This is a genomic window from Streptomyces thermodiastaticus (assembly GCF_014656135.1).
Taxonomy (GTDB): Bacteria; Actinomycetota; Actinomycetes; order Streptomycetales; family Streptomycetaceae; genus Streptomyces; species Streptomyces thermodiastaticus.
Genome location: NZ_BNBV01000041.1, coordinates 1 through 20664, shown reverse-complemented (window position 1 = coordinate 20664; position 20664 = coordinate 1). Strand labels below are relative to the sequence as shown.

The window sequence follows — 20664 nt, the reverse complement described above, 5'->3', positions numbered from 1 at the left end:
CCGGCTCGCGGTCGGTGCGGTGTGCGGCGGCGGTGCGGACGCGTCTGCCCGGCCCCGGGGTACGGGGCCCGCGCGCCCGCCCGTCCGCCGCGCGGACCTGGGTGTGCCCGCAGGGGACCCACCCGGCCCGCGGATTGTTCAGCGGTGCGACGTGGTGCGACGTGTGCCTGGCTCGGCGGGGTGTGTCAGCTGGGTTGTTCCCGGGTGCCGGGCCCTTGAAGCAGCGAGAGACGGCCATGTTTGCGCCGTTTTTCACCACCCGTCGCGCGCGGGCGCACGAAACGTGCTGCGCCGAAAGTCCAGGTCCGGCCGCCGCCCGGGGCGTGCCGGCCACGGCCGGGGACCGGGCCGGATCACGTCCACTCGGGGCTCGTCCGCGTCAGGCGGCGGCGTCGAAGCCGGTGTCGCGGGCCAGCTTCTTCAGCTCCAGCAGGGCATGCTTCTCGATCTGCCGGATCCGCTCACGGGTGAGGCCGTGCTCCTTGCCGACCTCGGTCAGCGTGCGCTCACGGCCGTCCTCGATGCCGTAGCGCATCTTGATGATGGAGGCCGTGCGCTGGTCCAGGCGGCCGATCAGGTCGTCCAGTTCCTCGCTGCGCAGCAGCGTCATCACCGACTGCTCCGGCGACACCGCGGAGGTGTCCTCCAGCAGATCCCCGAACTGGGTCTCGCCCTCGTCGTCGACCGACATGTTCAGCGAGACCGGGTCACGGGCCCAGTCCAGGACGTCGGAGACGCGCTCCGTGGTGGAGCCCAGCTCGGCGGCGATCTCCTGGGGCTCCGGGTCGCGGCCGTGCTCACGGTTGAACTCGCGCTGCACCCGGCGGATGCGGCCCAGCTCCTCCACCAGGTGGACGGGCAGCCGGATGGTGCGGGACTGGTCCGCGATGGAGCGCGTGATCGCCTGGCGGATCCACCAGGTGGCGTAGGTGGAGAACTTGAAGCCCTTGCGGTAGTCGAACTTCTCCACCGCGCGCACCAGGCCCGCGTTGCCCTCCTGGATCAGGTCCAGCAGGGGCAGCCCGCTGCGCGGGTACCGGCGAGCCACGGCCACCACCAGACGCAGGTTGGACCGGATGAAGACGTCCTTGGCGCGCTCGCCCTCGGCGACCAGTGCCTCGAGTTCCTCCCGGGTGGCGTCCACCGAGGACTCCTCGTACCCGTCGAGGATCTGCCGCGCGTACACACCCGCCTCTATGACCTGGGAAAGCTCGACCTCCTTGGCGGCGTCCAGCAGCGGTGTGCGCGCGATCTCGTCGAGGTACATGCCGACCAGGTCGCGATCGGCGATCTCGCCGCTCTGGGCGCGAACACTGCTTGCCGCGTCGACCGTCTCGCCGGCGGCGGACTGACGACGGGCGACGGCACGGGTTGCCATGCGTGCTCCCTTGCGATGGTGGGTCAGCGGGTGGTCCTTGGGACGCGCTCGGCACGTTGCTGGAAACTCTCCTTGGGTGCCCGGCATCCGAGGGAAACAACGACTGGAATCAGGACAGAATTCCCAACATGACCCGCAACTTTTCTGATCATGCAGTACCCTGTCCCGCCACACTGCGCCGCACACCGCGAGGACGGCGACGGATCCCCAGGTCAGAACCCGGGCCGGGCTTCCCGGCGATCTCCGGACGATCTCGTCCGACGCCCCGGACATGAGACGGGCGTCACACGGATGCCGCAGCCCCGCGACCCTACGTCACCCAACCGGCGGAGAGTGCCGGCAGCAGCGCGACCCGAGGCCGGAGGACGGCGAGGAACCGGATCCCGGCGTGAGCCGTGCCGCCGGTGTGCGCCTTTGGCCCCTGACACCGCCCGCATCCCCTCACCGCCGGGACGAGCCCACCCGGACATCTTGCCGCACAATCGAATGTTCGGCGCACTCTGCCCGGAATTTTACCGAAACCTGCCGTTCCGCCCCCGGACCCGGCAACCCCGGGCACCCCGTTCCCCGCACCAGCACCCACTGGACGGCGAACCCTCAGCCGAACTGCACCGACCGCTTGGCCATCCCCATCCAGAAGCCCTCGATCACCGATTCCGGCGCATCCAGCCCCCCGCCGGCCTCGGCGGCGCCCATGGCCACGAACAGCGGGGCGAAGTGCTCGGTGCGCGGGTGGGCGTACCGGCCGGCGGGAGCGCGGTCCAGGAAGTTCAGCAGGGCGTCCCAGTCGCGGGCCTGGAGGGCCTGCCGCCCCCAGTCGTCGAACTCGGACGACCAGCTGGGCACGCCTTCCCCGGCATGGCGCAGTGCGGCGAGGTTGTGGGTGAAGAACCCCGAGCCGACGATCAGCACGCCCTCGTCGCGCAGCGGTGCCAGCCTGCGGCCGATCTCCATCAGCCGGGCCGGGTCGAGGGTGGGCATGGAGACCTGCAGGACAGGGACGTCGGCGGCGGGGAACATCTCGGCGAGCGGGACGTAGGCGCCGTGGTCCAGGCCGCGATCCGGCACGTCCTGCACCGGCATGCCGGGTGCGCGCAGCAGCTTGCGCACGCTGTCGGCCAGCCCGGGGGCGCCGAGGGCGGGATACGTCACCTGGTAGTAGCGCTCGGGGAAGCCCCAGAAGTCGTAGACCAGGGGGACGGTCCGGGTGGCCCCGATGGCGAGCGGCGCCTCCTCCCAGTGGGCGGAGACCATGAGGACGGATTTCGGGCGGGGCAGCGAAGCGGCCCACGCGGCGAGCTGACCGGGCCAGACGGGGTCGTCGGCGAGCGGCGGGGCGCCGTGGCCGAGGTACAGCGCGGGCATGCGCCCGGAGGCGGCGGACGCGGAGGCGGCCTTCGCGTCCCGGGGGGCGGGCGTCCCGTTCGAGGCGGCAGCAGGCATGGCGGCGGCTCCTTACCGGTCGTGCGACTTGCCGGTTGCCGGTCGAGCGACCTGCCGGCGAGCGCATCACTTGAAGTTTCAAGTTACGCCTCGGGAGCACGCCGCGCAATTTGTTCAACATTCAAATAGCAGCCTCGTAGAGTGGACATATGAGCACTCTCCCCACATCCGCAGCCGCACTCGAACGTCCACCGCAGACCGCCGAGGCACCCCGCTGGCTCTCCGCCGAGGAGCAGCGCGTCTGGCGCGCCTACCTGCACGCCACGACGCTGCTCGAGGACCATCTCGACCGTCAGCTGCAGCGCGACGCGGGCATGCCGCACATCTACTACGGCCTTCTCGTCCAGCTCGGCGAGGCACCGCGCCGCCGCCTGCGGATGACCGAACTGGCCAAGAACATGAAGATCACGCGCTCCCGGCTCTCGCACGCCGTCGCCCGCCTGGAGAAGAACGGCTGGGTGCGCCGCGAGGACTGCCCCTCGGACAAGCGGGGCCAGTTCGCGGTCCTGACCGACGAGGGCCACGAGGTGCTGCGGCGCACCGCTCCCGGCCATGTCGCCGCCGTGCGACAGGCGCTGTTCGACCGGCTCACCCCCGAACAGCAGCAGTCCCTCGGCGAGATCATGCGGATCGTCGCCGAGGGACTCCAGCCGAAGGAGGCGGGCGCGGACCTCCCCTGGCTCCGCTGAACGGACCTGCCGCGGTTCCGCTGAGCCGGGGCCGCCCCGGACGGGACACGGAATCTGGACCGCAAGCCACCCCGCGCCCGCTCGGTGCCCCGTCCCCGGACAGCTCCGTCCCCCGTCCCCGGACGGATCCGTATCCCCGTCCCCGGACGGTCCGGTGGTGCCGCCCGCCGTCAGTGCACGATGACCCCGTCAGTGCACGATGACCCCGTCAGTGCAGGACGACCGGCACCGCGACCTCGTCGTCCGCACCCGGGGTCCGGTCGGAGCCGGTGACCCGGGTGCTGCCCGGCCGCCTCGCGGTGACGAAGGTCAGCGCGATCACGCCGGCCACGACGAGGATGCCGACGGCCAGCCAGATGGCCTGGGTGTAGCCGTGCACCAAGCCCTGCAGCTGCACCAGCCGCCGTCCCGGTTCGGTGCCGGCGGCCGCGAGGTGGCCCGTGATGTAGGAGGCCGTCGCGGAGGAGGCGATGGTGTTCAGCAGGGCGGTGCCGATGGCGCCGCCCACCTGCTGCGAGGTGTTGACCATCGCGGAGGCCACGCCCGCGTCACGCGGCCGCACACCCTGGGTGGCCAGGGACATCGCCGGCATGAACGCCGTACCCATGCCGAGCCCCAGCAGCACCATCGCCGGCAGCAGCAGCGCCGGGTAGGACGAGCCGATTTCGATCCGGGTCAGCAGCAGCATGCCGCACGCGGCCACCAGGAAACCCGGACCCATCAGCAGCCGCGGCGCCACCCGCGTCATCAGGCGGGCACCGATCTGCGTGGAACCGGTGATCATGCCGGCCACCATCGGCAGGAACGCGAAACCGGTCGTGACCGGCGAGTAGCCCTGGACGACCTGCAGGTAGTAGGTCAGGAACAGGAACAGCCCGAACATGCCGATGATCGCCAGGCCGAGGGAGAGGTAGACACCGGCGCGGTTGCGGTCGGTCAGCACGCGCAGCGGCAGCAGCGGCGCCTTCACCTTCGCCTCCACCACCGCGAAGGCGGCCAGCAGGACGACGGACGCGACGAACATCGCCACGGTCACGGCGTCGCCCCAGCCGTCGGACTCGGCGCGGGTGAACCCGTAGACCAGCGCGACCAGGCCGAGGGTGGACAGGACCACGCCCGGGAAGTCCAGCGGCGCGCGGTTGCGGCCGCCCTCCGGCTCCCGGACGACGGCGAACGCGCCCGCGGCGGCCACCACGGCGAACGGGATGTTCACGAAGAACGTCCAGCGCCAGTCCAGGTACTCGGTGAGGAATCCGCCGAGCAGCAGCCCGACGGCGCCGCCACCGCCGGCGATCGCGCCGTAGATGCCGAACGCCTTCGCCCGCTCCTTGGCGTCGGTGAAGGTCACCGCCAGCAGGGACAGCGCGGCAGGCGCCAGCAGCGCGCCGAAGACACCCTGCAGCGCCCGCGCACCGAACATCATCGGGCCGCTCGTGGCCGCGCCGCCGAGCACGGAGGCCAGCGCGAAGCCGGCCAGCCCGGCCACGAAGGCGCGCTTGCGGCCCCACGTGTCGGCGATACGGCCGCCGAAGAGCAGCAGCCCGCCGAAGGCGAGGGCGTAGGCGGTGACCACCCACTGCCGGTTGCCGTCGGAGATGCCCAGGTCACGCTGGGCGGAGGGCAGGGCGATGTTCACGACGGTCGCGTCGAGCACGACCATCAGCTGGGCCAGCGCGATGAAGACGAGCGCCTTCCAGCGGTTGGCGTCCGCGGACTGCGCGCGGACACCGGAAGCCTGTGCGGCTGTTTCGGACATGGATGTATCCACTTCGGGACGTCGATGAACGTGAACGATGACGTTGTGTGACAAAAGGGAGGAAGCGAGCGCGTCACGGACGACGCCCACCCCCGGAAAGGGCGGAGAAGATCTAGGAAACGGCCGTGAGGACGGCCGACGGAGAAGACCGTGGTACGGCGCTGTACTCCGGGGTACGGCGCTGTACTCCGAGGTACGTCGCTGTACTCCTGGGTACAGCGCTGTACCCCTCGGCCCCGGGGGCCGCCGGCCGGCGGCCCGGAGAGTGAACCTCGGTCAGTGGATCAGCGGACGAACATCCGGCACCCGTCGGACGCTGTCCGACAAGGCCCGGTGCACGGCCGGCCCGGCACGGGCGTACGACTGCGTACGGTGCGTACGGCGGGCGGTCGCGGGCCGGTCACGTCGTGACCCGGCCGCGGCGACCGGTCAGGCGTGGCGGAGATCCTCCAGGGTCGTGGCAATCCCGGGCAGGACCGAACGAGCCGGGGCCCGCAGTCCGTCCAGGAGCAGCTGCAGATGACGGTGGACGAAGCGGTCGTGGACGGTGCAACCGGTACCGGCCGGCGGGCGGCTGAGCTGGGCGAGGGCGACCATCAGATCGCCGACACCCACGTCCTCGCGCAGCTGCCCGGCCGCCTTGGCGCGGTCCATGACCTCCGCGACGAGGCGCTCCACCCGGTCACGGGCGGCCACCAGGTCGGGATGGTGCTGGTCGAAGGTGCTGGACAGCATCGGGCACAGCGCGCTGATCCGCTCGCGGGCCGCGGCGTGCACGAAGCGCGACAGCGCCTCGAACGCGTCGCCGGTCTGAGCGAGCGCCTCTTCGGCGGCGTGCGCCGTGCGGTCCATGACGGAGCAGACGACCTCGCGGACGAGGGCGTCACGGTCCGGGAAGTTGCGGTACAGCGTGGCGTTGCCGACGCCGGCCCGGCGGGCGATCTCGTCGAGCGGCACCTCGGGGCCGTCCTCCACGAACATCTCCCGGGCGGCGGTGACGATCCTCTCCCGGTTGCGCAGGGCGTCGGCACGCGGCCGGGTCGCCTTGCGCTGCACGGGCCGCGCGGTCGTCGGGGCGTTCACGGCGTACTCCTGGGTCGGTGACTCGGTTGCTTGTTCGGTGCGGGTAGGTGAGCCGCACGATCCGGGGAACATCTCCCCGTTTCCGGCGGCCACTGGACCAAACGGGGAACGGGTCCCCGGTTATTTCCCTCCCGCACTGAATCTCCGTGTGAGCTGAGGCACACCCTGCGGACACCCAGCAGAGCGCGGGCCTTTCCACGGAACGAACCCCGGACCGGGACGCACCCCGCCCGTCCGGCACGACACCGCCCCGCACCCCGCCGTCCCGCCACGGTTCCTGCCCTGCCGCCCGGCCGGACCGCGTTCCCCTCCTCCGTTCCCCCGCCCGGATCCCCCTGTCCCACGACCGGACCGCTTCAGCGCGCGGCCGGCGGCGCCGCGACACAGGGTGAGCGAAAGGGTGCAGCCGGATACCGGTGGCTTCTCGGAGCGAACCGGTGGCTGCCTGGAGCGAAAGGTCCACGCATGCAGCCGCAGCCGCCCCGACGCCGGATACCCCACCGCCGAGCCGCCGCCTTCGCGGCCGTCACCCTGCTGACCCTCGCGGTCAGTTCGGCGGGAACGGCGCACTTCACGGCGGGCGACACGGCAGCCCGGGCGGGAGCGGTCGCCCTCACCCCCGCCCTGGTGCCCTGTCTGATCAGCGGCAGCTCGGCGCTGCAGATGGCGGAGGGCATACCCACCCGCGGCCACTACGCCCGCTCCACCGGCACCGTGCACGCCCTCACCCTGATGATCGACTTCTCCGACGCCCCCGGTGAGGGCACCGCCATGGACCGCTTCCACGAGTTCTTCCCGCAGACCCAGGAGTGGTTCCGCACCGCTTCCTACGGCCGTCTGACCTACCGCCCGGAAACCCCGATACGCGACTGGCTGCGGATGCCGAAACCGTTCAAGGACTACGGCATAGAACGCGGCGCCCCCTTCGACCCGGGCTACCGCCGCCTGGTCCAGGACATCGTGACCGCGGCCGATCCCAAGGTCGACTTCAGCCAGTACGACCTGCTCAACGTCCTGATGACCCCCAACGCGGGCCCCTCCGCCCTGGAGACGGTCCTGTCGGTGACCTTCGCGGGCAACACCGCCGCCCCCGTTGCCGACGGCACCCCGATCGCCAACGCCTCGTTCGTCTACTCACGCCAGGACGACGGCTCCGGCTCCTACCCCCACACCGGCTACCGGGTCCTGCCCCACGAGAACGGCCACGTCTTCGGCCTGCCCGACCTGTACACCCAGGAAGGCGGGGGCGCGGTCGGCCACTGGGACATCATGAGCGAGGACTGGGGCGCCAACAACGACCTGCTCGGCTGGCACAAATGGAAGCTGGGCTGGCTGGACCCCGACCAGGTGAACTGCGCCAGCGGACACGGCACCAAGGAGTACACGCTGACCCCGCTGGGGCAGCCGGGCGGACCCAAGCTGGTGTTCGTCCCCCTCGACGGCCGCACCGGCTACGCCCTCGAACTGCGCACCCGCGACGGCAACGACGAGGAGGTGTGCTGCCCCGGCATCCTCATCTACAAGGTCGACGCCGGGCTGGACACCGGCCAGGGCCCCATCACGGTCTTCGACGCCCACCGCGACACCGGCGGCTGCACCAACAGCCCCAACGTCCACGCCGAACTCTCCGACGCCCCCTTCGCCCCCGGCGAGACCTTCAAGGACCCCAAGGCAGGCGTACGCATCGACGTCACGGCGGCCGACCTGGAAGGCAACTACCGGGTCCGGGTGACCCGGCAGTGACCGATCAGTGACGTGGCCTGCCCCGACCTGCTTCCTGAGCCCACGCCCACGCACCCCGCGTCCTCCCCCTGACCTGCCCTTCCCTCTCCGGATCTCCTCCCGCCCCGCCCCGGACTACCGTAGGCGTGCTGCCCGCCCGCCCCTGAGTCCCGCACGGGAGAGAAACCGAGATGCCCGCGACGCCCGCGCACCCGACGACACGGCCCACCGGGGCCGCCGGCGCCGCACCCACCTCCCCCGAGGACCCCGAGGCCCCCGAGACCCCCGCCGAGGCGGTCACCCCCCTGATCCGCGGCATCACCGTCCTGCACCGCCTGACGGAAGCCGGCGGCACCCTCACCCCCAGCATGCTGGAGAAGGCCACCGGCCTGGCCCGCTCCACGGTGGACCGCATCACCGCGACCCTGGCCCGCATGGGATACGTCCGCCTCGACGGCCGGGACGTCGTCCTCACCCCGCGCCTGATGGAACTGGGCAACGCCTACCTGGCCGCCCTGCGCCTGCCCGCCCTGCTCGACGCACACGCGGACGCACTCGCCGACGCACTGGACGAATCGGTGTCCCTGGCGGTCGGCGACCGCGACGGCATCCGCTTCATCCACCAGGCCACCCGGCGCCGCGCGATGTCGCTGAGCTTCCGCATCGGCGACCTGCTGCCCGCCGAACGCACCGCCCCAGGCCCGCTGTTCGCGACCGAGTGGACGGAAACGGACTGGCGCCGCTGGCGCGCACGCAGAGCGGCCGACCCGGAGGATGGCACCTTCCCGGCGGTACCGCCGCGCCGGCACCTGCGGGACGACTTCGAGCAGCGCACCGCCGAGGCCGCACGGCAGGGGTGGGCGCTGGACGACCAGCTGCTCGAGCCGGGCCTGGTGGCCGTCTCGGCACCGGTACGGAACCCGGCGACCGGCAGGATCGCCTGCGTGGCCAACGTGGTGAGCCACACCAGCCGGCACACCGCCGAGGACCTGCGCACCGCCCTGCTGCCGCGCCTGCGCGAAACGGTCGCGGCCATGGAACGGGACCTCGCCACCGCCCCGCCCGCACCCCAGGGACCGCCCCCCGCCGGCCTGGCCACCTGGACGGCCGCGTCGAAACAGGAACTCGGCAGGGACTTCGTCGAATCCCTGGCCCGCGGCCTGACCGTCCTGACCGCCTTCGACGCGTCCCGGCCCGCCCTCACCCTCACGGAGGTCGCCCAGGCGACCGGCCTGGCGCGGGCCACCGCCCGCAGAGCCCTGATCACCTACGAACACCTGGGCCTGGTACGCCAGCACCCCGACACCCGCACCTTCTCCCTCACCCCGCGGGTGCTCTCCCTCGGCTTCCCCCCGCTGTCCCGCACCTCGCTCCCCCGCATCGCCCAGCCCCACCTGGAGGACCTGGCGGCCCGTGTCCAGGAGTCGGCGTCCCTGGCGATCCTCACGCCGTCCGCCGACGAGATCCAGTACACGGCCCGCGCCGTCACCCACGGCATCATGAGCGTCGACATCACCGTCGGCACCCGCCTCCCGGCCCGCGCCACCGCCCTGGGCCGCGTACTCCTGGCCCACCCGTCGTCCCCGACGGCCCGAGCCGGCTACGCCCTGGCCGACGAGGAACTCGAACAGGGCCTGCGCGCCCTCGCGGTCCCCGTCCACGACCGCACCGGCCGCACCGTGGCCGCCGTCAACCTGGCCATGCACGCCGCCCGCCACACCCGCGAAGCCTGCCTCGACCACCTCCTGCCGGCCCTGCGCCACACCGCGTCCTGCATCGAGGCCGACCTCCACGTCGCCTCCCGCTTCACCCAGGTCCCCCTGACCTGACCCCACGCCCCCGCCGGGATCCGGTACCCTGACGGCTGTGGCGTACATCGCCACGGTCTGCCTTCGTAGCTCAGGGGATAGAGCACCGCTCTCCTAAAGCGGGTGTCGCAGGTTCGAATCCTGCCGGGGGCACCAGCGCAAAGGCCCCGGACCGATCATGGTCCGGGGCCTTTGACATCCATTGTTGACATCACCGAGGGCGGTCACTGACGACCGAACGCCTCCTGAGCAGGCGGTCCATGTGGCTCATGGCCTCGCGCTGCGTGTCCTGCGCGACGTGGGTGTAGACGTCCATGGTGATGCTGATCTGGGAGTGCCCCAGGATCTCCATCACCACGCGGGGTGCCACCCCGGCCGCCGTGAGCAGCGTGGCCGTGCCGTGCCGGGCATCGTGCAGCCGGATCACCCGGAGGCCGGCGGACCGGGCGACGCGAGTGAAGGAGCGGTACACGTTCCGCGGCTCGACCGGGCGACCGGTGCGGGTGGTGAAGACGTAGTCCGACTCCTGCCACGTCTCCCCCGCCCTGGCCCGGGCGGCGGCCTGCCGCATCCGGTGCCAGCGCAGAGGCGCAACGCACAACGCGGGCAGCGGAACGGCACGGCGCCGGCGGCTCTTGGGATCGTCGTCGTACAGCACGCCCCGGCGCCGCTGCATCTGCTGGCGGACGTAGAGGACGCGGTTGTCGAGGTCGACGTCCGACCAGCGAAGCCCGACGATCTCACTTGTCGTACGTGCTGAGCTTCCGCCGGGGCTTGATGACGTTGTCCAGCCAGTACGGCAGCCACTCGGAGAGCTTGGCCGACCGGGTCGGCACGGGCACGCCCTGGTCGACCTTGTCCAGCAGTTCGCGGCGCTTGGCGTCGCACTCGGCCCAGGTCTTGCCGTAGGCGAACTTGCGGGCGCGGGTGCCGTCCGGCTGGAGGACGTAGACCGCGCACTGATACCGGCCGTCCTTGCGCTTGGTGATGGTGCCGGCGCCGTTGGGATTGCGCTTGCGCTGTTGAGCCATCAGGCCGCCGACTCCATTTCGTTGTCGATGTACTCGCGGACGGCGCGCGCCGGGATGCGGCGGCACCGGCCGATCGTGATCGAGGCCAGTCGGCGGGAACGGATGAGGTCATAGACCGTGGACCGCCCGACCTTCAGCCGCTCCATCACGTCCGGCACCGTCAGCAGTTCGTCATCACGCTTGGGTGGGTTCTCCTTCCGTTCCGGGAGCGGGTTCGAGGGATGCGGCGAGCCAGGCTTCGGCGTCGGTAAGACCGGTCCCGGCGTAGATCCAGTGCGCGAGGACGAGCGTCGTGTCCGGGTCGGTCTCGGCCGCTGCCATGGCCTGTGCACGCCGCCATGCGGCGCGGGCGTCGCGGAGGGCGCCGAGGGTGGTGGAGTAGCGGCGGGACTTGGTGGAGAAGTGGCCGCGGAAGCCGAGCATGTGGGCCCAGGACCGCAGCCGGAGGTGTTCGAGGTCCTTGCGGGCGCCGAGGGTCCAAGCGGTGCGGATGAGACGGCGGGCGTGATCGCTGATGTCGAGCTGGGCGAGTTCCGCGAGGAACTTCAGCGGCCGGTCCAGAGCCCCAGTGGCTGTCTCGGTGCCCTTGGTGGCGTACTTCGCGATGTACGCCGCCACGGCCCGCTCGGTCAGTTCCTGACCGCCGGTGAAGTCGGCGGAGCGGATCGTGCGGACGTCGAGCTGACGGCCGAAGGTGAAGGTGTGGGCCCGGCCGTCGACGACGGGCCCGTCCACGCAGGCGGTCGCAGCGGCGGCCCGGATGGCATCGGTCAGCAGCTCGGCGGTGGCCCAGGCGGGAGGAGGCGAGTCGCCACCGGCGGGGCCGTCGAGGCGGATGACGGCATGGAAGTGGACCGCTCCGCGCTTCTGGTACTCGGCAACCTTGGCGAAGGACACCCGGGCGTGCTCGCGGAAGCGCCGCTGGGACAAGCCGGCGCGCTTGGCGATCTCCCGGCGCAGGTAGATGGAGAAGCGCCGCCACAGCAGACCGGCGTGGGCGTTCCACAGCACGGCCGCTTCGTAGTCGTAGGACTCCGGGGCGAGGGGCGTGCCCAGGGCGGGGTCGTCCTGGTCGTGGAGCACGCCGCAGCGGCAACGGCGGACCGATCCGGCGGAGCCGGTCGGGCGGTTGTGGACCGGGCCGAAGCCGGGCGCGGTGAAGGTGGCGAAGACGCGGGGGTGCGTGGCCACGCGTTCCGGGACGCCCTTGCCGCCGCGCAGTCCGGCGGTGATCAGGTGGAAGGTGTCACGGCGGTAGGTCTCGGCGCAGGCCGCGCATCGGGTGGTGCGGCGGTTGTTGCAGCGGACCAGGAGATGGCCGGCCGGGAGGCGGGCGGAGTCGAGGTGGTGGAGGACGGCGCCGATCTCCCCGGTGCGAGTGTCCACGGCGTACTCGGTGCGGTGGCCGTCGAGACGGATCGGGTTGGTGCAGCCGCCCAGGGTGGAGAGCTGGCGCAGGAGCGCGGGCATGGTGCCGAGTGCGGCCAGGTTGCCGAGTTCGTGCAGCGGAGGCGGCGTGGTGCGGGTGATGATGGTCGTCTCCTTCTGGTTGGGCTGGAGGGAGACGGCCCCCGGGACGGCGGATGCTTGGCGGTATCGAGGCCGGCCCGGGGGCCCGGTGTCTCAGCGGCGGTGCTGGTCGCGCAGCAGCGAGCGCAGCACCACGGCGGCGACGGCCACGGACACGGCCGTGACGGCGACGGCGGCGAGGAGCGCGGTCAGCACGACACCGCCGACGAGGACGGCCGCGACCGCTCCGGTGCCGACGGAGATCTGGGGAGCGGGCCGCCGGACGGGTGTCGGGTCGGCCACGGTGTGGGGGTAGGCGGCCGGCGGCGCCGGGTTGTCGGGGTACTTGGGCAGGAACACGGCGACTCCTTATCTGCTCGTCTAGTCATGTGTGCCGTTGGTGACGCTCACTCCGGAGCGCGTGCCGGACTCGATGGCGGGAGCGAGGAAGGTGTGGGAGAGCCAGAAGCCGAACAGGGCGATCAGGACGACGATCCAGGGGCGGACGCCGAGGAACTTCACCGCTCCCCAGGCGAAGCAGCCGAGGACGACGACGAGCGGCAGGCTGACGGTCACGGTGGGCGATCCTCTCAGCGGACGGGGCAGCGGTGGGTGCGTGCGGCCAGTTCGGCTGCGGCACGGCTGTCGTAGTCGGCGGAGAAGCCGCAGCGCGGCGCGGTGCAGGCGGCGGTGTGCTTCTCACGGCCCCGGCCGTCGTAAGCGGTGCCGACCTGGACGGGGCCGATGCGGACGACGTTGCGGAAGCGGCGGTTCGCGGACACGCGGTCTCCTTTCAGAGGTGGGCGGCGACAGCCTCCGCCAACGGGGCCGGGACGCCGAGGCGGGCGCGGAGGGTGGAGGTGTCGATCGGGGCACCGGTACGGGCGTGGTGCTCGGCGGCGACCTTGCGCGCGTGGTCGACCAGGGCGGACGGCACAGGCACAGGCGGTCGCTGCGGCAGCGGTTCGACGGCACGCGGTGCGAGCGGTGCGGGCGCAGTCTCGGGTTCGGGCGGGGGCTCGGGCGCGGTCTCGGGTTCAGACGCGCGCTCGGGCTCGTCTTCCTGGCTCTCCTGGACGGCGGCCTCGGGGCGCTTCTCGGTCGCGGTGTGCGCGAGGAGCGTTCCGCCGAGGAAGGCGACGGCGGGCCAGCCTGCGACGAGGATGCGCAGCCAGGCCGGGACGTCGTCCAGGTCGAGAAGGCCGGCGGTGGCGACGTTGGCACCGAGGGAGGCGGCGAGCGCGACGACGAACCAGCACCAGGCCGCGGCTCTGCCATGCCCGGAGCGCAGCCGACGCCAGGCGGCGACCAGCAGCAGATCGACCGAGACGGGATAGGCCCACGCCTTCCATCCGGCCTGTCCGGCCGCCACCGCCACATCGTGGAGGTGGGCGAAGGACAGCGCGGCGGCGATGAGCGCCTGGACCAGCACCGCGTCGGCGCGGCTCAAGCGGGCGCGCATGATGCGCCTCCTTCCGGAGTGGGGCAGGGGAAGGTCAGTCGGTGACCGGGCGGGGCCGGACCACCGGTGGTGTGCTCTCCGCCGGGTGCTCGGGTACGTCGGGCCGGAAGGGCCGCAGAGCGGGGAGGTCGGGCACCAGGTGGGCTGACGTGTGGCAGATCTCGGCGGCGTCGCCCAGGGAGAGGTACGGCGTGCGGATGCGGGACCATCCACCGGAGGTGTCACCGGCGACGGCGAGGCCGGGCCGCTCGGGAGCGATGGAGCAAGCGGCCGCGACCGCTTCTGGCGCGATGTCCCCGAGGGCCATCTTGGCCGAGGCCTCGTCGTTCACACGGTGGCAGACACGACCGGTGAGCTGAGCGCGCAACATCGTCGCGCCCTTGCCGAGTTCGGCGCCGAAGCGCTGCCCGCACACCTCCAGGTAGATGCCTGCGGCACGGCCGAGCTGGGCGAGGCGGATGAGCTGGGTGACCATCTCGTCCCGCCGCTCCTCTTCCTTCCTGGTGGCGACCATGAAGAGTTCGGCCACCTCGTCCACGAACAGCACCACAGGCACCGGGCGTTCGTGCTCGGGCAGGCCCCAGATGTCGGAGGTGACCTCCTCGTCCGGAGCGCCGGCGAGTCCTTGCCGGTTCTTGATCAGGTCGTATCGGTCCTCCATTTCCTTGATGAGCACGGGCAGCAGTTCGGCTGCCTGCTCCGGGTCGGTCGCGAGCGCGGACAGCCGGGGAGCGAAGGGCGCCAGTTCGACGCCCCGTTTGCAGTCGATGCCGACGAGGGCGACCGGCTGCAGCGCGAGTCCGGCGATGAGGTGGCGCAGGTACATGGACTTGCCGGACAGCGTGGCGCCCAGGGTGAGTTGATGAGGGACGGTGCGGTAGTCGCGCACGAAAGGCGTGGCGTCCTCTCGCAGCGCGACCGGCACCTTCAGCAGGCCACCCGCGACCTTGCGCGGCATGCGCACCCGCCGTAAGACGTCGTAACCCACAAGCCGCAGCTCGACGACTCCCGGCTTGACGGTCGTGACGTACACCGCGTGAACGCCCCAGGCGTGCCGCAGCCGTTCGGCAGAGGCCGCCACATCTGCGGGTTCCTGGCCCGGAGCGAGGCGGAGGCGTATCCGCAGCCCCGTCGTGCTGGGCCGGATGATGCCTCGGCGCGGAGGCACGGGCCGGATCTCGCGCCGTGTCACGGCCCGCATGGCGAGGGTCCGCAGCCGGGAGGGTGCCACGGTCAGACCGCACGCCTCCATGACCGAGCCGTAAGAGCTGAGCAGCCGAACCGTGGACACCGGCAGACCGACCGTGGACCAGTACACCGCCGGGTGCTTGGCCCGGGCGTAGGCGGCCCCGCCGCCGAGTGCGGCGACAGGACCACCTACCTCAAGAAGCGTCGCCAGGTCGGACATCAGGCAGCGGCCCCGGTCGCGGCCGGGAAGGCGGCCGGAGTGACGGCAGCAGCCCGGTAGGCGATGCCGTGACGCTGCTGACCGTTGAAGACGGACTCCCACGGGCGGGCGACGAGCCCCGGCAGCGAGACCGGCGCCCCGAGAGTCAGTCCCTCGGAGATGCCGCTCTCCGGAACGGTGACCTTGATCAGCGACGACTCGCCGTCCTCCAGGTAGACGACGCCGATGGTCATCAGCGCCTCGCCGGTGTCGGCGTCCTTGGCGATCTCACCGGTCCGCCGGTCGCGGATCTTCGGCTCGGGCGCCTCGGTCAACAGGATCGTCGCCCCGGAGGTCTCCACGTGAATGGTGCGCATGGGCACACTCCTATCTACTCGTCTAGACAAGATGCGTCGAGCCCCTTGATCGGGATCGCGCACTCACCTTGCCACACAACTCGCCCACTCGTCTATACGAGTAAACGTGTTGGGGTGTACGAGTTCGGAGCAACCTCCCCGCGCACCACCACAAACCATGACGATCAGGTCGCAGGAAGCTGGTACGAGAGGACGTACGCGTCCGCCGCCATCACCGTGTCGCAGACCTCGACGGCCCGCCCCTCGGTGTCGAAGGCGGTGCGGACGAGATGGATGACCGGCACGCCGGCCGCCAGCCGGAGCGTCTTCACCTCCGCAGGCGAGGGCATCCGGGCACGGATCTCTTCCTCGAAGTGATCCAGGCGGTGGCCCAGCTCTTCGAGGCGGGCGTAGATGCCGCCCGGTCCGGGGTTGGGCTCCGCGATGGGGGTGCCGCGGGCGATGTCGAGCGGCAGATACGAGGTGGCGAACTCCACCGGCCGCCCGTCGAGCAGATAGCGCCGACGGCGAGCCAGAACCCGCCGCACCGAACCCAGCCGAGCGGAGACATCCTGACTGGCCCGCTCTTCCTTGACCTCCAGGCTGTCGACCTGGGGATGACTGCCGGCCGCGTCGGCCTCCACGATGAACGCGGACTTCCCCTGCTCCCTGTGCCGCCGGGCGAAGCGGTCCGAGGCAAGCCGCCTCACCGGGGGGCGTGGCCGTACGAAAACACCCCTGCCGTGCTCGGCGTGCACCAGCCCCTCGCCCTGCAGGATGGAGAAGGCGTTGCGGACCGTCATCCGGGACACCCCGAAGTGCTCGACGAGTTCCGCTTCGGAGGGCAGTTTCTCGCCCTCCCGGAATCGCCCACGGTCGATGGCCTCACGCAGCTGGTCGGCGATCTGCCGGAACACCGCACGATCGCTCGTGGGGTCGAGATCACCGAGGAGGCCCGAAGGGAGAGGGCTCACGTCAATACTCCTTTAGGTATCTAGACGAGTGGGCGAGCTTTGTTGCTACGGTGGAGAGCCTAGCCAGCCGAGAGGGCCGAGGAACGTGAGCACAGAACGCCCGCACTCCGTGAGCGTCGCCGGGGTCGTCGTGGACGACCAGGGCCGTGCTCTGCTGATACAGCGCCGCGACAACGGCCACTGGGAGCCGCCGGGCGGCGTTCTCGAACGTGACGAGACCATTCCGGAAGCCCTCCAGCGTGAAGTCCTCGAAGAGACCGGAATCAAGATCGCCCTTCCGGCGACCCTGACCGGCGTCTACAAGAACATGAAGGGCCTGATCGTCTCGCTGGTCTTCCGCTGCGAAGCAGCCGACGGCGTGCCCACCACCGGTGAGGAGACCCGCGCGCTGCGCTGGGCCACCCGCGAAGAGGTCACCGAGCTTGCCGACGAGGCGTACGCGATCCGCGTCCTGGACGCCCTCGACGCGACAACCCCGCCGGCCGTCCGCGCCCACGACGGCGTGAAACTCGTCTAGCCCGAACCCGCTGCACATGGCGGCCTACCAGCACGAAGGAACTTGTATGCACGAGTATACGAGTGGCGCCCGGGTCTGGGGGCTGAGTTGTCCAGGATTTCCCGAAGAAGTGAGCCGGGCCCGCCGCTGGACCCGCGACATCCTGCGCGGCTCGCCCCTGGCCGACGACGCCGAACTGATCGTGAGCGAGCTGAGCGCCAACGCGATCCTCCACACGGCCAGCGGCCGGGCACACGGCAGCTTCCATCTGGCGGTCGCCGTCTCCGGCCAGGTGGTCGCCCTGTCGGTCACCGACGACGGCGGCACGGCCACGGCACCGAAGGCCGGCCACCAGGTCCAGGACGCCGAGCACGGCCGAGGCCTGAGCATGGTCAGCGCCCTCGCCCACCGCGTCATCGTGCACGAGACCGATCACGGCCACACAGTCACCGCGGAGCTGTACACAGACGCCCTTACAGACACCTCTACGGGAGGCAGCCCATGCTGAACCTGCCGCAGTGGGGCTACTGGTGCGAGTGCTGGACCGAAGACCTCACCGAACAACGCGGGCCGGCGTTGCTGGCATCGTTCGACGCGTACTCGGCACACCAGGCGGACCGATGGGTGGCCGTCGCACTCCGCACCATCTCACCGGCTCTGGACGTCGACGCCTCCGACGCGGCTTGGGTGTGGCTGTCCGAAGGCCGCATCGAAACCCGCCGAGCACTCCTGCGCGCCGAACCGTGCACCGTGAGCGTGACCCACGCCAACACCCGCGTCACCTGGACGATCCGACCGGTGCTCTTCCTACCGCTGGCGGATCGTCAGGCCGCCGAACTTCCCACGTGCGCCTACAGCTTCAGACGCCGGCCGGGGCGGTGAGTTACAACTTTCTCTACTGGTTCAAGCACCCGTCGTCGCTCCGCTCCTCCGGGCGGGCGCGGGCGGCCGGCGGCGCCCGCGCTCCTGTCTTCGCCCCGCTCGGCACCGTCGGCCGCCCGCTCCCGCCCACAGGGCAGGCACACAGTGCATGAGGTGAGGACCGCTGTGGCTGGGGCCGGTCGGCTCCACGGCTTTAGGCAGCCACTTTGGCGCGAGCCTCGAAGATCATGGCCCCAGATCGGGCTCTTGCGGGCAGGCCCGGAACCCTGCCCGATCCGCGGGCCAGCGTAAGGGACCATGATCACTCGCGCCAAAGCAGCTCCAGCCCAAAGCCGCTCCGCCGACCTCCCGCCGTTGCCGACCGCCGGCCGACCACTCCGCTGAACCACTCCCGTGAGGGACTAACTGCGTGACAACGGCGGCGAACAACGGCGCGCGTCCTGCCTGCGGCATCGGCCGCCCCGGTCCAAGTTCTCTCAAGCTGGGCGGCGGTGGAACCGCTCGGGGTGGTTTGGGTGTTTGGGCTGTATGAGTAGGGGTCGTGTCCCTACGCTGGGTCATCCAAAGCTGATGGCGATGGGGGATCAGGTGAGTGCTGAGATCGTGCAGTTGGTGGAGCAGGCGGGACCGTATCTGTCGGCTGCGGTGAGTGCGTACGGGGTGGCGGTGTTCTCCCGGGCGGAGAGTGCGGCGGTGGATGCCACGGCGAATCTGGGGCGGCGAATCCTGCAGGCGGTGTGGCGCCGCCGGGACGAGCGGGGGCGTGCGGAGCTGGAGGCCGCGGTCCAGGACGCAACCGAAGCTCCGGAGGATGAGGACGCGGCGGCCGCGGTGCGCCAGCAGATCAAGCGCGCTTTGCGGGAGGATGCCGAGTTGCGGGCGGAGCTGGCCCGGCTGCTGCCCACATCCGGGGAGACGGTGCATGTGACGGCCTCGGGTGAGCGGTCGATTGCTGCCAAGACCATCACCACGGCCATCACCGGAGACCACACGACGATCCAGCCATGACCGACAGCGTTGTGTCCGGGGGCGGCGCTGTGCAGGCGACGGGCGCCCGATCCATGGCGGTGGGCGGCAATGTCAGTGTGGCGATCACCGGGGATGGCGCCCGGGTGGTGATGCTGCCGGCCGAGGCGGTGCGCTGGGCCCGGGAGGTGGAGGCGCCGCCGGGTGCTGGGAATCTGCCCGGGTCCGCGACCGGGGTGTTCGTCGGACGTCAGGACGAACTCACTGAGTTGCGCCGGATGCTGGCTGATCAGGGGGAAGCCGCGGTCACCCAGGTCTTGGGGGTGCGGGCGGTTCACGGGCTGGGCGGGATCGGCAAGAGCACTCTCGCCCTGCACTACGCCCACACCTACCGGCGTGAGTACACACTGGTGTGGTGGCTCAACGCCACCAGCACCGAGCAGATCGTCACCGGTCTGGCCGGCCTCGCCACCCGGCTGTGCCCACAGTGGGCAGCCACGGTGGGCGTGCAGGAACGGGCAGCGTGGGCGCTCCTGTGGCTGCAGTGGCATCCCGGCTGGCTGCTCGTCTTCGACAACGTCGAAGACCCCGCCGACCTGCACCACTACCTGGGCACGCTGCCGGACGGGCATCACCTGGCCACCAGCCGCATCGCCACCGGCTGGCACAAAATTGCCCCCACCATGACCTTGGGCCTGCTCGATGCCGAGGCGGCCGTGGACCTGCTGTGCACCCTCGCCTTCGGACCAGAACACACCCCCACCCCACAGCAGCGCCGCGACGCCGCGGCCCTGGCCGCCGATCTCGGCCATCTGCCGCTGGCGCTGGAGCAGGCGGGTGCCTATCTGTTCGAGACCGGCACCTCGCTGGCCGACTACCGACAGATGCTCGGGCAGGTCATGGACACCGCCGCGGGCGGGATCGATCCCGAGCGCACCATCGCCCGGATCTGGCGCCACACCCTGGCCGCCGTCGAACGCCGCAACCCACGGGCCGTCATCCTGCTGAACGCCATGGCCTGGCTCGCGCCCGACGACATCCCCCGCAGCCTGCTCGCCCCGCTCTGCCCGGACCCGCTCGCCCTCGGCGAGGCCCTGGGTGCGCTGCACGCCTACAACATGATCTCGTTCAGCTCCGACCGGCCGAGCGTCAGCGTCCACCGCCTGGTGCAGACCGTCCTGCGCCACCAGCCCACCGGCGCCGACGGCTACCCGGCAGGCCGGCAGGACGCCGAACACCTCATCCAGCACGCCACCCCCGACGAGGACACCGACACCCCGCAGTGGGAGCAGCTCCTACCCCACGTCGTCGCCGTCGCCGACTCCACGCCGCCCCACTGCCCGGCATCGACCGACACCGCCGACGCCTACCACGCCGCCGCACAGTACCTGTACCGCCAGGGACGCGAAGCCCACACCGTTCCCCTGCGCACAGCCGCCCTCGCCCAGTGCGAGCAGCTCCTGGGCGACACCCACCCCCAGACCCTGGCCAGCCGCAACAACCTCGCCGGCGCCTACGAGGCGGCAGGGGACCTGAAACGCGCCATCCCCCTGTACGAGACCACCCTCGCCCAGCGCAAACAGGTCCTGGGCGACACCCACCCCGACACCCTGGCCAGCCGCAACAACCTCGCCTACGCCTACCAGGCGGCAGGGGACCTGAAACGCGCCATCCCCCTGTACGAGACCACCCTCGCCCAGTACGAGCAGGTCCTGGGCGACA

The 20664-nt window shown here is 71.3% G+C and carries 21 protein-coding genes, 1 tRNA gene and 1 pseudogene; 9 read left to right on the top strand and 14 right to left on the bottom strand.

Annotated features, from left to right (window positions below):
* Positions 1–379 precede the first annotated feature (379 nt).
* Complete coding sequence (locus IE286_RS25280; protein WP_189799080.1) at positions 380–1378, bottom strand: sigma-70 family RNA polymerase sigma factor; 999 nt, start codon at positions 1376–1378, stop codon at positions 380–382.
* A gap of 597 nt (positions 1379–1975) precedes the next feature.
* Positions 1976–2743, bottom strand: coding sequence for a dioxygenase family protein (locus IE286_RS25275; protein WP_189799098.1), 768 nt, complete (start codon positions 2741–2743; stop codon positions 1976–1978).
* A gap of 227 nt (positions 2744–2970) precedes the next feature.
* Between IE286_RS25275 and IE286_RS25270 the strand changes: the two genes are divergently transcribed.
* A complete protein-coding gene (locus tag IE286_RS25270) occupies positions 2971–3510 on the top strand; it encodes a MarR family winged helix-turn-helix transcriptional regulator (RefSeq protein WP_189799079.1) in 540 nt (179 codons plus the stop codon).
* Positions 3511–3718: 208 nt separating this feature from the next.
* Here the strand turns inward: IE286_RS25270 and IE286_RS25265 are convergent, their stop codons facing one another.
* Positions 3719–5266 (bottom strand): MFS transporter, encoded by a 1548-nt coding sequence (locus IE286_RS25265; protein WP_189799078.1) that lies wholly within the window; start codon positions 5264–5266, stop codon positions 3719–3721.
* Between the two features lie 429 nt (positions 5267–5695).
* Positions 5696–6349 (bottom strand): TetR/AcrR family transcriptional regulator, encoded by a 654-nt coding sequence (locus IE286_RS25260; RefSeq protein ID WP_229863709.1) that lies wholly within the window; start codon positions 6347–6349, stop codon positions 5696–5698.
* Between the two features lie 465 nt (positions 6350–6814).
* Here IE286_RS25260 and IE286_RS25255 point away from each other — a divergent pair, with 465 nt between their 5' ends.
* From IE286_RS25255 to IE286_RS25245, 3 genes are all read left to right on the top strand, one after another.
* Positions 6815–8092, top strand: coding sequence for a M6 family metalloprotease domain-containing protein (locus IE286_RS25255; RefSeq protein WP_189799076.1), 1278 nt, complete (start codon positions 6815–6817; stop codon positions 8090–8092).
* Between the two features lie 170 nt (positions 8093–8262).
* Entirely contained in the window at positions 8263–9900 is a 1638-nt protein-coding gene (locus IE286_RS25250) for an IclR family transcriptional regulator domain-containing protein (RefSeq protein WP_189799075.1), read from the top strand.
* Between the two features lie 59 nt (positions 9901–9959).
* Positions 9960–10035 (top strand) — tRNA-Arg (locus tag IE286_RS25245).
* 55 nt (positions 10036–10090) lie between these two features.
* Here the strand turns inward: IE286_RS25245 and IE286_RS25240 are convergent.
* The 10 genes and pseudogenes from IE286_RS25240 to IE286_RS25195 form a co-directional block, all read right to left on the bottom strand.
* Positions 10091–10910 (bottom strand): annotated as a pseudogene (locus tag IE286_RS25240) (tyrosine-type recombinase/integrase).
* Entirely contained in the window at positions 10910–11077 is a 168-nt protein-coding gene (locus IE286_RS25235; protein WP_267970097.1) for a helix-turn-helix domain-containing protein, read from the bottom strand. Before IE286_RS25235 ends, IE286_RS25240 begins: the two are co-directional and overlap by 1 nt.
* Positions 11078–11084: 7 nt before the next feature.
* Positions 11085–12380, bottom strand: a complete 1296-nt coding sequence (locus IE286_RS25230) for a replication initiator (RefSeq protein WP_189799074.1) — start codon at positions 12378–12380, stop codon at positions 11085–11087.
* Positions 12381–12533: 153 nt separating this feature from the next.
* Positions 12534–12779: a SpdD protein gene (locus tag IE286_RS25225; protein WP_189799073.1), complete on the bottom strand. Its 246-nt coding sequence runs from the start codon at positions 12777–12779 to the stop codon at positions 12534–12536.
* A 21-nt stretch (positions 12780–12800) separates the two neighbouring features.
* A complete protein-coding gene (locus tag IE286_RS25220; RefSeq protein WP_189799072.1) occupies positions 12801–12995 on the bottom strand; it encodes a hypothetical protein in 195 nt (64 codons plus the stop codon).
* Between the two features lie 14 nt (positions 12996–13009).
* A complete protein-coding gene (locus IE286_RS25215; protein WP_189799071.1) occupies positions 13010–13201 on the bottom strand; it encodes a mobile element transfer protein in 192 nt (63 codons plus the stop codon).
* A gap of 11 nt (positions 13202–13212) precedes the next feature.
* On the bottom strand, positions 13213–13881 hold the full coding sequence (locus IE286_RS25210; RefSeq protein WP_189799070.1) for a DUF2637 domain-containing protein: 669 nt from the start codon (positions 13879–13881) through the stop codon (positions 13213–13215).
* Positions 13882–13915: 34 nt separating this feature from the next.
* Positions 13916–15289 carry an FtsK/SpoIIIE domain-containing protein gene (locus IE286_RS25205; RefSeq protein ID WP_189799069.1) on the bottom strand — a complete coding sequence of 458 codons (1374 nt, stop codon included), beginning with the start codon at positions 15287–15289 and terminating at the stop codon, positions 13916–13918.
* Entirely contained in the window at positions 15289–15645 is a 357-nt protein-coding gene (locus IE286_RS25200) for an SCO3933 family regulatory protein (protein ID WP_189799068.1), read from the bottom strand. The genes IE286_RS25205 and IE286_RS25200 overlap by 1 nt, the downstream gene beginning before the upstream one ends.
* Before the next feature lie 164 nt (positions 15646–15809).
* Entirely contained in the window at positions 15810–16598 is a 789-nt protein-coding gene (locus IE286_RS25195) for a GntR family transcriptional regulator (RefSeq protein WP_189799067.1), read from the bottom strand.
* A gap of 109 nt (positions 16599–16707) precedes the next feature.
* On the opposite strand from IE286_RS25195, the gene IE286_RS25190 reads away from it, so the two are divergent.
* The 5 genes from IE286_RS25190 to IE286_RS25170 form a co-directional block, all read left to right on the top strand.
* The gene (locus tag IE286_RS25190) at positions 16708–17115 is read left to right on the top strand and encodes an NUDIX hydrolase (RefSeq protein WP_189799096.1); all 408 of its coding nucleotides are present in this window, start codon (positions 16708–16710) and stop codon (positions 17113–17115) included.
* Between the two features lie 46 nt (positions 17116–17161).
* The gene (locus IE286_RS25185) at positions 17162–17602 is read left to right on the top strand and encodes an ATP-binding protein (RefSeq protein ID WP_189799066.1); all 441 of its coding nucleotides are present in this window, start codon (positions 17162–17164) and stop codon (positions 17600–17602) included.
* Entirely contained in the window at positions 17596–17976 is a 381-nt protein-coding gene (locus tag IE286_RS25180; protein WP_189799065.1) for a hypothetical protein, read from the top strand. The genes IE286_RS25185 and IE286_RS25180 overlap by 7 nt, the downstream gene beginning before the upstream one ends.
* Positions 17977–18552: 576 nt before the next feature.
* Entirely contained in the window at positions 18553–18984 is a 432-nt protein-coding gene (locus tag IE286_RS25175) for a hypothetical protein (RefSeq protein ID WP_229863707.1), read from the top strand.
* Positions 18981–20664 (top strand): tetratricopeptide repeat protein (locus IE286_RS25170; RefSeq protein WP_189799064.1); only part of this gene is annotated, 1684 nt, incomplete at its 3' end. The genes IE286_RS25175 and IE286_RS25170, both read left to right, overlap by 4 nt.